General features: G+C 36.4%; 12 protein-coding genes. 10 read left to right on the top strand and 2 right to left on the bottom strand.

Annotated elements, in window-relative coordinates; translation table 11 throughout:
- Positions 1 to 8 precede the first annotated feature (8 nt).
- Positions 9 to 794, top strand: a complete 786-nt coding sequence (locus CD30_RS14070) for an HAD-IIA family hydrolase (RefSeq protein WP_036178112.1) — start codon at positions 9 to 11, stop codon at positions 792 to 794.
- A gap of 361 nt (positions 795 to 1,155) precedes the next feature.
- Positions 1,156 to 1,632, top strand: coding sequence for a competence protein ComK (locus tag CD30_RS14065; protein WP_036178110.1), 477 nt, complete (start codon positions 1,156 to 1,158; stop codon positions 1,630 to 1,632).
- 109 nt (positions 1,633 to 1,741) lie between these two features.
- Here the strand turns inward: CD30_RS14065 and CD30_RS14060 are convergent, their stop codons facing one another.
- A complete protein-coding gene (locus CD30_RS14060) occupies positions 1,742 to 2,230 on the bottom strand; it encodes a sigma-70 family RNA polymerase sigma factor (protein ID WP_036178108.1) in 489 nt (162 codons plus the stop codon).
- A gap of 413 nt (positions 2,231 to 2,643) precedes the next feature.
- Between CD30_RS14060 and CD30_RS14055 the strand changes: the two genes are divergently transcribed.
- Positions 2,644 to 2,892, top strand: a complete 249-nt coding sequence (locus tag CD30_RS14055; RefSeq protein ID WP_036178106.1) for a hypothetical protein — start codon at positions 2,644 to 2,646, stop codon at positions 2,890 to 2,892.
- Positions 2,893 to 3,205: 313 nt separating this feature from the next.
- Here the strand turns inward: CD30_RS14055 and CD30_RS14050 are convergent, their stop codons facing one another.
- The gene (locus CD30_RS14050; protein ID WP_036178104.1) at positions 3,206 to 4,096 is read right to left on the bottom strand and encodes a LysR substrate-binding domain-containing protein; all 891 of its coding nucleotides are present in this window, start codon (positions 4,094 to 4,096) and stop codon (positions 3,206 to 3,208) included.
- Between the two features lie 170 nt (positions 4,097 to 4,266).
- On the opposite strand from CD30_RS14050, the gene CD30_RS14045 reads away from it, so the two are divergent.
- The 7 genes from CD30_RS14045 to CD30_RS20155 all read left to right on the top strand — a co-directional run bounded on the left by CD30_RS14045 (position 4,267) and on the right by CD30_RS20155 (position 13,518).
- Complete coding sequence (locus CD30_RS14045) at positions 4,267 to 5,877, top strand: gamma-glutamyltransferase family protein (protein ID WP_036178102.1); 1,611 nt, start codon at positions 4,267 to 4,269, stop codon at positions 5,875 to 5,877.
- A gap of 42 nt (positions 5,878 to 5,919) precedes the next feature.
- Positions 5,920 to 6,648: a cyclase family protein gene (locus tag CD30_RS14040; RefSeq protein WP_052126221.1), complete on the top strand. Its 729-nt coding sequence runs from the start codon at positions 5,920 to 5,922 to the stop codon at positions 6,646 to 6,648.
- Positions 6,649 to 6,681: 33 nt separating this feature from the next.
- Positions 6,682 to 8,610, top strand: coding sequence for a TRAP transporter permease (locus CD30_RS14035; RefSeq protein WP_052126220.1), 1,929 nt, complete (start codon positions 6,682 to 6,684; stop codon positions 8,608 to 8,610).
- Positions 8,607 to 9,671, top strand: a complete 1,065-nt coding sequence (locus tag CD30_RS14030; RefSeq protein WP_036178100.1) for a TAXI family TRAP transporter solute-binding subunit — start codon at positions 8,607 to 8,609, stop codon at positions 9,669 to 9,671. The genes CD30_RS14035 and CD30_RS14030 overlap by 4 nt, the downstream gene beginning before the upstream one ends.
- 45 nt (positions 9,672 to 9,716) lie before the next feature.
- Positions 9,717 to 10,484, top strand: a complete 768-nt coding sequence (locus CD30_RS14025; RefSeq protein ID WP_052126219.1) for a maleate cis-trans isomerase family protein — start codon at positions 9,717 to 9,719, stop codon at positions 10,482 to 10,484.
- A 329-nt stretch (positions 10,485 to 10,813) separates the two neighbouring features.
- Entirely contained in the window at positions 10,814 to 13,138 is a 2,325-nt protein-coding gene (locus tag CD30_RS19590; RefSeq protein ID WP_052126218.1) for an S-layer homology domain-containing protein, read from the top strand.
- Positions 13,139 to 13,362: 224 nt separating this feature from the next.
- Positions 13,363 to 13,518, top strand: a complete 156-nt coding sequence (locus tag CD30_RS20155) for a hypothetical protein (protein ID WP_156962309.1) — start codon at positions 13,363 to 13,365, stop codon at positions 13,516 to 13,518.
- Positions 13,519 to 13,705 lie beyond the last annotated feature (187 nt).

The raw sequence follows: 13,705 nt of genomic DNA, 5'->3' as shown, positions 1-13,705 counted from the left end.
GGAAACATTTGGTTAATACTCATAATTATGATGCTTTTTGTTTTGATTTAGATGGAACTATTTACGTAGAAGATACATTATTACCTGGGGTTAGGGAAGTCATTCACAACTTAAGGGCGCAACATAAAAAAGTGCTGTTTATTTCGAATACTTCTATTAACTCTAGAGAAAATTGCAAAGAGCGGCTTGAAAGGGTTGGGATACTGACGAGTATAGATGAAATTATAACAACAAATTATTTAGCTGCCCGCTATTTTAAACAATACCTATCAAATGCCAAAGTGTTTATTGTAGGGGAGCAAAGTTTAATAGAGGAGTTTAAGAACTTATCAATTCGCCTAACATCGAATCCATTAGAAGCGACTCATGTATTGGTGGGCCTAGATCGCGACTTTACTTATCAAAAGCTAAATCTTGCCATGCAAGCAGTTCGAAATGGTGCTGAAATTGTTGTAACGAATTCGGATATTGTATGCCCAGTGCTGGACGGGTATATTGCAGACACCTTCGTTTTAGCAAAGGCGATTGAGATAGCCTCTGAAAGGAAAATCAATACAATTTTAGGGAAGCCTTCTTCATATTACAGCAACGCTATTATGGATTTGTTAAATATACCAAGTGAGAGGTGTTTAATCGTCGGTGACCGATTGGAAACTGATATTAAGCTAGGTCTAAATAGTGGTATGAAAACCTGCTTAGTCCTAACAGGGGTCACAAAAAGAATAGATATCGAGCAAACAAAAATTTATCCTGATTACATTTTGGAGAATCTTTCAGAGTTTAGATTCGCATAGAGATGTGGCAGTGCAATATTTAACTATTTAGTTTCACGAGGTGTTGATCTATTGTAGATCAATGCCTTTTTTGAAGGGAAAATAACTTTTGGTTAATTATAAATGTAGAAAATAACGGTTTTTTAACTTTAAATTACCAATAAGTTACATAATTGTAACAAATATAATATTTATTTCCATTTTTTATCAAAAATAGTAGAAAAATCGGAAAGTCTATTATAATATACAAATGAAGGCGCTTTAAGATAAATATAATAGGAGGAGATTGGGAATGGTCTAAATTGCTTTTTATTGTCACTTTAATAGTTTATCTTTTGTGTTAAATAATTTTTTGAAAATGGTATGATAGGAGAGAATTTCAATGAAATTTTTAAAGCTTTTAAAAGAAAAGCAAATTATTGCATTAGCTCCTTATTATAGTGGACTATATTCATCGGTTATTTATACGCATCAAGGTACCCTATATTCTGAGGAGACAGTTGAAAACCTTATGGATCAGTTTTGTATGGCTTTTGGTTCAACTTTAAAAGGAAGAATCGAGGCTACTCGAAAGAGTTTAAAGTATCGGAAAAATCCTCCAATCCTAATTTCAGAAAAGCATCGAATTGGAGCTTTTCAAGTTCCAGATATTCATAAAATAGATACGACTTGGATTTTTGATTTGCAATTTGATATTAAACCCATTGATTCGCAAATGTGCGAACTAATCTTTGCTGGTAATCTTAAGTTAACGATTCCATTATCTGAAATGGTTATTATAGAACGAAGAAGAAAAACCCTAGAAGCATTGTTTGCATTTACGCTTACATATCATCATGATTCAACTATCTCAAAATAATAGATGCAAGATTTGAACAACATCCCCTTCATAACAGAGGGGATGTTGTTTTTTGTATTTGATAGTGGTTTTTACAAATTTTATCTTTTAGTTTCAATAAACCTCTCTATTATTTAATAGATTCTCGTATTTTCTTTAAAATACGGTCACGGCGTTTTCGTAAGGCGGCTGTTGAAGCTCCATACTTTTCTGAAAGCTCGTCGTAAGTATATTGGTAATAATAAAGTTCGAGAATCAATTGAATTTCTTCTTCTTTTAAAATTTCTGAAAGGTATTCAAATGTTGAAAGATGATTGTGTGGCTTATTTTTTAAATCCATAAATTGGGCAACATTTGTCAGTTTATCTTTTTCGTATGGGATTTGATGGTCAGCGTACCGATTATCTTTTTTCATTTCTGTGTAAACAGTGGTTAACATACTACGATAAGCATATGGAGCAAATGGTCCTCGATCTGGATCGTATTTTTGCCATGCCTGCCAAAGTGCTATCGTTGCACATTGTTTAAAATGCTCGTGATTTTTGTAAACATGTGCCTTTCTTAAAACACTTGATATCATCGGCTGATACTCTTCTAAAACTTTTTCAAATTCTTCCATTAGATCGCACCTCATGCGACCTGTGCACAGATCAAAATTCCTAGGTGCTTTCATCGTAAATGAAAGGTTGTTTGTGGTGAAATTTGGAATTTGGAAGATTTCTTATAGGGAAAAGTCGAATTTTCAGGGGTTTTTGAAAAGATTTTCTAGGGGGAATGGGGAGATTTGAAGTTTTTTCAAGTGTTTCTATTTAGTTATATAAGAAATTTAAATTTAGGATTTATAATATAAATGTATTTAAGCTTAACGGGAGATTTACATGAAGCATACATAAGAAACTTAGGTAGTAGAGTGATATTGTAATTTATATGAGGTTGATAACTTAAAATCTTAAAGTTGATGAAGTGTTAGTAGATGATACACTTGACCTTACATGTTCAATATATTTATTTTTTAGAAAAAGGGTTGATTAAATGACAATTAAATTGAAAATAGAAGAAGTTATTTTCGATACTTTGTATGAAGCTGATGTGTGGGCTGATTCAATAGCGAGTGAAATATACGGGAGAATTTATGATGGATATATTACTCCTGACTATAAAGTTGCATGTTCTCTTGCGTTTAGATTGGCATCAATAGATGAATGTAGAGTTTATACTAGAAAGATTATTAAAAAAGGTGAAAAAAATAGATATGAAGTATATGTAACCTTTAATATTTAGTAAGACTAAAAAATGAAAATATCTAAAAGATGCTTGTCACAAATTGTACAGTAACTTTCTTTAATATAAATGGCAAAATCATATTATTAAGTTGGTTCTTTTGCTGAAAAGCGAATAAGATTTTATGTTTAGAAGAATTTGTTTATGGGATTCGAACTATTCTTTTAGCACAACACCAGGACAAGAGGAATGTATTTCATCCTTACCTATCCTGGTGTTTTTATTTTTAAATAAGGATGCAAAATTGTTAGAAGACATGGTTCTCTATACTTAACATGGCTCTTCCTAAAGATATAGCAGATTTTGAACATTCTTATACCCCATCTGACCCCATCTCCTTCATCACCTCTATAAAGGAATGTAGTATTGGGGAAACGTTATGTTTATTCCAAGCCATGGCTGTTTTAAAGTTTGCGGGGCCATTTTGAATTGGAATATATGCGACGCTATCGGTTTTTAAGGTTTGAAATGATGAAGGAACCATAGATATACCCATTCCAGAGGCTACTAAAGCAATAATGGTTTGTAATTCTTGCGCTTCCTGTGAAGTTTTAGGACTAAATCCTGCATTAAAGCACGTGTTGATAATGGAGTCATAAAAGCCAGAACCAGCAGACCTTGCAGGCATAATGAATTTTTCATTCACGAGTGAAGTTAAATCAATAGATGCTTCATTTGCTAAGGGATGTGATTTTGGTAAGGCCATTACAAAGGATTCGATTCTTAAAATTTCATAGGATAATGACTCATCATCTATCGGTAGAATGAGAATTCCAATATCGATTTCTTTTGAATTTAATGCCACAACTTGCTCAGATGTAGGAAGATGGCGTAAATTTACTGTCACATTTGGGAATTTTTCTCGATAGGCATGAAGGACTAATGGAAGAAGATCAAAGGTAACCATGCCCGCAAAACCTAATTTGATTTGCCCCAATTCACCTCTTGCTACCTGCTGAGATTCCTCAACAGCTTCATTTAATAATTCTAAAATATGGTTTGCTCGATTTCTAAATACTGATCCTGCTTCGGTTAAGGCGACCTTTTGGTTTGTTCTATTAAATAGTAGGAACCCCAGTTCATTTTCCAGCTGCTTAATTTGCTGACTTAGTGCTGGCTGAGCAATGTTTAAATTATTTGCAGCGCGGCCGAAATGTAATTCCTCTGCTACGGATAAAAAGTATTTTAAATGACGTAACTCCACACAATCACTCCCTTTAATAAGTATTATATATCAAACTATTAACTTTTAAATATTAGAATTATCAGAAAAATGAATTTATAATAAGAACATCATTTCTTTTTAAAGACGTTATTACTAGATTTGATTCGTTTGAATTAAAAGTAAAAAAATAAATAGAGAGGGGTATTTTTATGGAGTTTAATGCGAACTATCAGCCATACACTTCTACACGAGTACCTGTTTTTGCAAAAAAAGGGATGGTTGCAACTTCACAGCCACTTGCTGCTCAAGCTGGACTTGAGATTTTAAAAATGGGAGGAAATGCAGTTGATGCCGCCATTGCCACAGCGGCTAGTTTAACAGTATTGGAACCAACCTCAAACGGTATGGGCGGTGATGCCTTTGCCTTAGTTTGGATGAAAGATAAATTATACGGTTTAAATGGTAGTGGTCCCTCTCCTGAATCGATTTCAATTGAAAAGGTGAGAGCTCTAGGACATAAAGAAATTCCTGTGTATGGTTGGATTCCTGTAACAGTACCAGGGGCACCTGCTACATGGGCGGCTCTTTCAAAAAGATTTGGGAAGCTCCCATTAACGGAAGTGTTAAAGCCTGCTATTCGATATGCAGAAGAAGGGTTTCCAGTATCGCCAGTTTTAGCAAAGTATTGGAATACAGCCTTTGAATTATATCGTGAAAATTTGCAGGAAGAACAATTTGAAAACTGGTTTAAAACCTTTGCACCAAATGGGAGAGCACCAAAGTCGGGTGAGATTTGGAAATCAATAGATCATGCGAATACTCTTAGAGAAATAGGTGAAACGGACGCAGAAAGCTTCTATAAAGGTGAACTTGCAAAAAAAATTGATGCCTTTTCAAAAAAATATAATGGATTTATTTCTTATTCTGATTTAGAAAAATACGAGCCGCAATGGGTAGACCCAATTCGAGTTAACTATAGAGGTTATGATGTATGGGAAATTCCACCGAATGGACAAGGACTTGTTGCTTTAATGGCTCTTAATATTCTAAATGGCTATACATTTAATGAAAAAGAAAATGTAGATACCTATCATAAGCAGTTAGAGGCTATGAAGCTAGCATTTAGTGACGGCCAAAAATATATAACAGAACCTTCCAAAATGACCGTTTCAGTTGAAGAATTACTTTCTGAACACCATGGAGCAAACAGAAGAAGTCAAATTCATGAACGAGCTCAAATGCCAGGTGCTGTTGAACCGTCCTATAGTGGAACGGTTTATCTAGCAACTGCAGATGAGGAAGGGAATATGGTTTCATTTATTCAAAGTAACTATAAAGCTTTCGGCTCTGGTTTAGTAGTTCCAGGAACGGGAATCGCCCTACAAAATAGAGGTTTTAATTTTTCATTAGATCCAACCCATGATAATCGACTAGAGCCTGGAAAGAGAACTTACCATACGATTATTCCAGGTTTTCTTACAAAAAAGGACAAGCCAATCGGTCCTTTTGGTGTAATGGGAGGTTTTATGCAGCCTCAAGGTCATGTCCAGGTTGTCATGAATATGATTGACTTTGGATTAAATCCACAAGCTGCAATTGATTCACCAAGATGGCAGTGGATTAAAGGAAATACGATTGAAATTGAAAAACATTTTCCTTCTCACATCGCTGAAGCCCTTCTCCAAAAAGGTCATGATATACAAGTAAATATAGACTTCGGAAACTTTGGTAGAGGGCAGATTATTATAAAAGATCCGGAAACGGGTGTTTATTGCGGTGGGTCTGAATCTAGAACAGATGGATTTGTTGCAGCTTGGTAAAAGATTGGAAATTAGTTTAATAGATAAAGGGGATAAACAATCATGAATGAAAATGTTCGTTATATCGATTTAACATTAGATGTCGTTTCTCAGGATTCGTGGATACAATTTCCACGAAAAATACTTTTTGGAGCATTAGAGCCACCAACGAAAATTGAGCCATTAATGACAGTAGAAAAGAATGGGGCATATGTTTCAGCCATTTCAACGACAACCCATTCCTTTACACATATCGATTCTCCAGCACATTTTAAAACAGACGGGTTAACTATTGATAGAGTGCCACTGGATCAGCTGATTGGGGATGCAGTGGTAATTGATATGTTGCATAAACAGCCTGGTGAGGGGGTATCTGCTGAAGACCTCGAAAATGCAAATGTTGAAGTAAAAGAAGGAGATATTGCAATTATTCGAACTGGCTGGACAGATAAAGCTTGGGGGACTCGTGAGTTTTGGGAAAAAATGATTTATCTAGAGGCGGATGCTGGACAATGGTTAGCTGACAGAAAAGTTAAAGCATTGCTATCAGACTTTATGACTGACTTAGCACCACTTAAAACCTGTGATTGTTGCCAATCTATTTTACCTTCAGATGAGGGCTCAAAATATCCGAGCCATCACACATTACTTGGAAATGGCATTATTCTTATTGAATGGTGCACAAACCTTGGGGAACTTAAGAAAGAAAGAGTGAAGATAATTGCACTCCCATTAAAAATTAAGGATGGGGATGCTTCCCAAGCGAGGGTCATTGCCATTGAAGAGCAATGATCATACCTCTTATTTTAGGAAAGGTGGGAATCTATGAGACAGTTTACGGGAAGATTTGCCATTGCCTTTAGTATATGGGCAATCGTAGCAGCCATTTTTCATATATACACAGCCTATTACGGTGCATTTGAACCTCGTATGCAACGTGCCATACACATCTTATTTTTACTACCTATCGTCTTTTTAGTATTTCCGGCAAAAAAGTCAAAGGAATCTTCAAAGCCATCGATTTTAGATTGGATCTTAGCAGTGGCGGCTCTACTACCAAGTGGCTATTTAATATTCATGAACGAAAAATTTGCTACACGGGTGGAGCTTGTAGATCAAGTAACAACTGTTGAAATGCTATTAGGCCTTTTAGTTGTTTTACTTGTACTTGAAGCCTGCCGACGTGCTGTATCACCAATTTTTTCTTTAATCATCACACTTTTCATTGCGTACATTTTTGTCGCTCCTTATTTACCAGGTATATTTAATTCGAGAGCTTATACTTTTCCGAGAGTCATGGAAATCATGTTTCTTTCATCGGATCAAGGTGTATTCGGATTTTTAACTGGTATCGGAAGTAATGTCATATTTGTATTCGTTTTATTTGCCGCTGTAATGCTACGTTCGGGAGTTGGGCAATTTTTTATGGATATTTCTGTCGCGTTAGCTGGGAAATATCGTGGAGGTCCAGCGAAGGTAGCAGTTATTTCAAGCGGATTATATGGAAGTATTTCTGGGAGCTCAGTAGCGGATGTTTATTCAACAGGAAGCTTTAGTATTCCGTTAATGAAAAAAATAGGATATTCCCCGCATAAGGCTGGTGCTATTGAGGCAGTAGCAAGTGTTGGTGGGCCGTTAATGCCACCAGTTATGGGCGCGGCGGCGTTTATTATGGCAGAAATGACTTCTACTAGTTATACAATGGTTATTCAAGCAGCTTTATTATGTGCCATTATTTATTACATAGGAATCATCGCAACAGTACATTTTGAAGCTGTTGCCATGAATCTTAAAGCAATTCCGAACGAATGGAATGTTGGTTGGAAGACTGTGATTAAAAAATCACCATATATTATTCCTTTTGTTGTCATGCTCGTTTTACTATTAAACGGAATATCACCAGCGAAGTCGGCTGTTTATTCTTTAGCTGTCATGCTAGTACTGTGGATTATCATGTCCCGTAAAAAATTCCGCATTTCTGAACTGGTTGAATCCTTTGAGTATGCTGTGAAAAGTGGAGCAATCGTAACAGCGGCGCTTGCTGGTGCAGGTATGTTGGTAGCTGTTGTTAACCAGACAGGAATCGGTTTAGCGATGGGGAATATTATCGTTTCCTTCTCCCAAGGGAACCTGTGGATTGCGTTATTCTTAATCATGCTGACAGTTTTAATATTAGGAGCAGGTATTCCTTCAACCCCTGCCTATATCATTACAGCAACGATTGCTACAGGTGCATTAGCCCACTTTGATATACCCCTGTTACATGCTCATTTGTTTGTCTTTTATTTTGCGATTTTAGCGGATATTACGCCACCAGTTGGGGTAACCGCCTTTATAGCAGCAAATATTGCGGAAGCCTCACCGATGAAAACAGCATTAATAAGTCCACGTTTTGCTTTTGCAGGCTTTATCGTTCCGTTTGTCTTTATTGCTAATCCAGCGCTTTTAATGGATTCACAGGCAAGCGTTGCAGATATTATCCTAAGCTTCATCGTGACCAGCATTGCTGTTATTGGCTTCTCCGCTGCATTAGCAGGAGCAGTTTTTGAGAAAATCAATTGGATAAAACGTCTCGGAATAATCGTACTTTCACTAATTATAATTGGAGGCACACTTTATATAAGTCTTATCGGTGTACTTCTCTTAGCTACATTTGTAGGAGTTGAATATTTTCAATATAAGAAAAGGCAAAAAGAACCAAGTGAATTTATTACAGAAGTTTACGAGCCTAAAAAAGAGGGGGAAATTATATGAAGAAAATGATAATCATTTCTGTATTTTTATTAGTATCGATAATTTTAGGAGCATGTGGTGTAGGAGGTACAACTGGTAGCAATGCAACAGAGACTGAGGAACCAAAAACAAGTGGAAATGAGACGAATGAAAGTTCAACTGGCGAGATAGAACCGATTAACTTAACATGGGCTACTGGTGCAATGGGCGGTGGCTGGTATGCTCAAGCAGGCGGAATGGCGTCATTAATCAATGAGAAAAACCCGAATATCAATATTCGTGTCATTCCTGGTGGCGCACTTCAAAACATTCCGTTTTTATCAAATGGTGAAGCAGATATGGCTTGGGAAATTCCTTACTTTGTAACGATTGGTTTAAACGGGGAAGCACCATTTGATCAAGCATATGATGGCGTATCTGCAATTGGTAACGGTTTTGGTAGTACGATTACGCATTTCATGGTTGCAGCAGATAGTGGAATTGAAAGCATTGATGATATTTTTACCTCAGGAGAAAATGTGAAAATTGCTCTAGCAGCAGCGAACAATTCCGATGAATTATTATTTAGAAAAATTTTAGATTACTATAATACGAGCTATGATGACTTAAAAGGAAAAGGATTTGGCTTCTTCCAAGGAAGCTATACTGAACAAGTTGAACAATTCAAAAATCATAATGTTGAAGTCATATTTGCATCAGGAAGTATTCCAAGTGCGACTGTGACAGATGCAACCATTCATCGAGATGTGAAAATTTTACCATTTCCTGAGGATTTAATTTCTTATTTAGAGGACTTAAACTTTGCTGGAGGAACAATTCCTGCTGGAACATATGACAGTGTCGTGAATGGAAATGAAGATATTCCATCTGTAGTAGCTCAAAATCTGTTGGTTATTCGTGATAGTGTACCAGAGGATGTAGTATATGAAATTACGAAAATCCTTAATGAAAACACGGATCGTCTTCCAGCAATTCATCCAACAATGGAAGAGTATAATATTGAAAATGCAGTTAAATTTTTAGGTACAGAATTACATCCGGGAGCTGCGAAGTATTATAAAGAACAAGGAATTATTGAGTAGCTTACTTTTATTTACGACCCTATAAAACAGTTGGGATGTGATTCGATGAACGATTATCGTTTGAGTGAACCCTATTTTAAACCAACTTTTGATTGTGGTGCCCATCCGCTTGCTCGAATAGGATTCATCTGCGTTGCCAATGCGGGCTTGACAGAACATGATATGTTTTTAATGAAACCAAATGATGTAGGGGTTCATTTTACAAGAGTTCGAATGCAGCAGCAATGTACAATTATGAATTTAGCTGAGATGGAAAGTGGACTGGATGATGCCTTAGTTACATTAATGCCTGGTCGAAGAGATTTAGACGTTATTTGCTATAATTGTACTTCTGGGAGTTTTGTCATCGGGGAAGAGAAGATCATTCAGAAGATTGAGTCATCAAGGTCTAAAGTGAAAGCAACTACTCTGTTAACCGGTGTGTTATCTGCTTTCCGTGCCTTGAATGCTATGAAGGTTGTAATTGGGACAGCCTATACGAATGATATTAATATATTAGAAAAGGAATATTTTGAAAGAAATAATATAGAAGTGCTTAATATAAAGGGTCTTGGTTTATTAACGGATGAGGAAATGAACAAGGTGACACTAGATTCACTTATCAAGTTTGCTATTTCCATTGACCATCCTGATGCGGAAGCTATTTTTCTTAGCTGTGGTGCATTACGTTCAGTGGAAGTGATTGAAAAAATCGAATCCATCGTTCAAAAGCCAGTTATAGCAAGTAATCAAGCAAGCTTATGGCACTGTTTAAGACTATCAGGAATCCCAAATCAAATTGAAGGATTTGGGAGATTGATGAAGTATTATTAATTTTTGAATGAAATACTTATTTGAGGTTGAGATAGTAACGATAGAAAAAGTCGTTGAATAAGCTCAAATGAACTTGAAAATTTAAATAGTCCGAACGTAAAAAAGAAAGCAGAGGAGGAAATTCCCTCAGCTTTCTTTTTATTTGTTTCGAATTTGATTGGTTTAATTAATGGAATATATCTCTGGAAAATGGGGGCTCATTTCATTGCTTTAGCATTGGAATTCCTTCTTCTTTTGTAAAAAGTAAGAAAAATATTAGACTGATAGAGTTCATATTGGGATAATAGAGTAAGAGCTAGAAAGAATTTACTTAAGGTAGGAGGATTAACATGAAGCATTTTACGAAATATCTTGTGCCGTCATTAATGGTAACGGCGCTATTTTCTACAGCTGCATTACCAGCTGGTGCTGCAGCCAAAGAGTTTAAAGATGTGTCGAAGGATGCAGACTATTACCAAACAGTGCAAAAACTATCGGAATTTAATGTGATTAGTGGATATAGTGACGGAACGTTTAAGCCGAGCAATCTTCTAACTCGTGGTCAAGCAGCTACAATGATTGCACGAATCTTAGAAGTTGATATAAAAGATGTGAAAGACCCTGGTTTTAGTGATGTTTCAAAAGAAAATTCGCATTATCCGGCGATTGCAAAGCTAACAGAGATGGGGATTTTAGATAAATCTAGTAAATTCAATCCGAATCGGCAAATTACGCGCGCGGAAATGGCAGGGATTTTAGTAGAAGCTTTCGATCTTGAATCGGACACACCGGAATCTTATCAAGATGTCAAAGCTGGCAATACATACTCAAAGGAAATCGGAATACTTGGGGGGCTAGGTATTACGAAAACGGTTGGCGATTTTCGTCCAGATGATGGGGTCAAGCGTGTTAATTTTGCCGTGTTTATCGAACGAATTATTAACCTAAAACGCGCCGATAATAAGCCAGATTTATGGGATGCTTGGGGGAATTGGGACAGTCGGGGAGTTATTACACATCCCGAAGAGAATGAAGAATCCCCTGAAAAACCAGCTGTAGACCGTCCAACTGACATGACTGATGTTAAGGACTTTGAAAAGTTAATGCAAATGGTAACACGAGAATTAACAGAAGCAAGAACAAATGCGAAACCAGAGTTGGATACTTTCCTAGCAGTTGTTCGCGGGGGCGATATCGAAAAAATTGTGGAGCAACAGGCAAAATTAACGACAACTTTAGACGAGCTAAACGCTCTACTTAAAGAAGTGAAGGAAATACATTCTGACGCACAATCAAAAAATAAAAAGCTCCAAAAACTACAAGATGAATTAGCGAAAGAATTGGAAAATGCACGCGAATTTGTTACGGAAGCAGAGAATGATTCCCACGACAAAAAGTATTATGAGCAAAAAATGGAGGACGCCCAGGATGAACTTGAGGATTTAACGGATGAGATTGGACGGCATTTAAATTCTCAAGGTGGGAATGTATCAACTTTAGAAAAAACGTATGCAGATATGAAATCAGCGATTGAAGAAGCAAATGAAGTGCTAGATTTATATGGTAAATCGGCAGCTAAAAAATCGTTGGAGGAAGAAAAAGAAGAGTTAAAGGAAGTATTAGATAAAGCGAAAAAAGCATTACAAGATCTCAAGAAAAAAATTAGAAAAGAGGGTGGAAGTGTAAGTGCGACTGGAACACGAATTACATCATTCGATGGTTTAGTAGCAGTGAAATCGTTCCTCTCTGAACCAGTGAATATTAACAATGTCGGTGATTTAGAAAAACTACTAAATAATGCAATCCGTGAACTGTCAGATGGTCAAGATGCTGCTGATCGGATTTTAGAGGATTTAGTTGCAGCCATTAAAGAAGATGATTCTGGCGAAGTCGTCGAGGAACAGGAAAAATTAAAAATTGCCTTGAAAGATTTAAACCAAATTATTCAAAAGGGACAAGAGATTTTAGTTGTTACAAAACTAAAAAATTCAATGCTTCAAAGTGTAGAAGATAATTTATCAAAAGAAGTGGACCGAACGAGTGAGATGGCATCTAATATATCCAAAGAACTGAAACGAGTAAGCAAAATTGTATCGGATGCCCAAAAAACGTATGAAAAGCAAATTCAATTTGATCAAGAAATGAAAAACAAGCAAGCAGAACTGGATACTTACTTACGTGAAGTCGATCGCTTACTTGTATTATCCAATCCAACATTGTCAGAAATAGATGAAATATACGAATCCATCGAAAAGGCAATTAAGGAAACAGATAAATTACTCGACTCATATGCCAAATCATCCGTAAAGACATTAAAGGATGAAAAAGATAGTTTGAAAAAAACCCTCGATAAATTAGAGGATGCATTCGAAAAAGTCCAAGATACATTTGAAGATCTTGAACAAAAATTAAAAGACGATTTTGACGATTTAGTAGGTGAACAGGAAGCAACTATTGATGGTCTCATAAACGCTTCGAAGTATTTAGAAAATAAAAGTAAAATTAATCAAGCGATAATTAGTTTAACAAAAGCTGTCGAGGATGCAGAACATTTAAAGGAAGAATACAAAGAAATTGACATCAAAGTGCTAGATCGCAACAAAAAAAACCTAGACGAAGCCATCAAACGAGCAGAAAAAGAAATTGATCGTCTAACCGATAAACTAAAAAACTAGAAAATCATTGAGTATAAAAATAAACGCCGTGTGATTTAACTCTGGAGGCTGCTTGGCATGAAGGAATCTGTCGCTGCCTCCATGAAAATAAACACTGTGTGATTTAACTGCTCCTGATAATTTGGCGTGGTTTGACGTGTCAACTAAAAAATAAACTAAGGAGCCTTAGCCCAATATTCCATAAGGCAAAGGCTCAAAGGTTACTTGTTGAGGAAAGCTGAAAAATGCTTTCCTTTTTTATATGGTTATTTTTTGATGAAACTGAGGCAGGAGGGGTTAATCTCATTGACGAAATGAAGGTGAGTGGACAAAACATGGTGCTGAGTGGACAAAACGATCAAGTGAATGGACAAAAACCGCCCGCGAATGGACAAAACTGAAGTGGGTGGACAAAACGAAGCGATGAAAGGACAAAACATGGTGCTGAGTGGAAAAAACGATCAAGTGAATGGACAAAAACCGCCCGCGAATGGACAAAACTGAAGTGAGTGGACAAAACGAAGCGATGAACGGACAAAAGCGGTTTGGCCCCTTTATTTTAGACACAAGGTTTAAAGTTCTCTTCTT

It is taken from the genome of Ureibacillus massiliensis 4400831 = CIP 108448 = CCUG 49529, assembly GCF_000772965.1.
Taxonomy (GTDB): Bacteria; Bacillota; Bacilli; order Bacillales_A; family Planococcaceae; genus Ureibacillus; species Ureibacillus massiliensis.
Note: the sequence above shows the minus strand (reverse complement) of the source record. Positions and strands in the feature narration are given on the sequence as shown.

Coding starts and splice junctions, on each gene's coding strand:
- CD30_RS14030 (WP_036178100.1), top strand. CDS start 8,607: ATGAAGAAAATGATAATCATTTCTGTATTTTTATTAGTATCGATAATT.
- CD30_RS14040 (WP_052126221.1), top strand. CDS start 5,920: ATGAATGAAAATGTTCGTTATATCGATTTAACATTAGATGTCGTTTCT.
- CD30_RS19590 (WP_052126218.1), top strand. CDS start 10,814: ATGAAGCATTTTACGAAATATCTTGTGCCGTCATTAATGGTAACGGCG.
- CD30_RS14055 (WP_036178106.1), top strand. CDS start 2,644: ATGACAATTAAATTGAAAATAGAAGAAGTTATTTTCGATACTTTGTAT.
- CD30_RS14060 (WP_036178108.1), bottom strand. CDS start 2,230: ATGGAAGAATTTGAAAAAGTTTTAGAAGAGTATCAGCCGATGATATCA.
- CD30_RS20155 (WP_156962309.1), top strand. CDS start 13,363: ATGCTTTCCTTTTTTATATGGTTATTTTTTGATGAAACTGAGGCAGGA.
- CD30_RS14065 (WP_036178110.1), top strand. CDS start 1,156: ATGAAATTTTTAAAGCTTTTAAAAGAAAAGCAAATTATTGCATTAGCT.
- CD30_RS14035 (WP_052126220.1), top strand. CDS start 6,682: ATGAGACAGTTTACGGGAAGATTTGCCATTGCCTTTAGTATATGGGCA.
- CD30_RS14025 (WP_052126219.1), top strand. CDS start 9,717: ATGAACGATTATCGTTTGAGTGAACCCTATTTTAAACCAACTTTTGAT.
- CD30_RS14045 (WP_036178102.1), top strand. CDS start 4,267: ATGGAGTTTAATGCGAACTATCAGCCATACACTTCTACACGAGTACCT.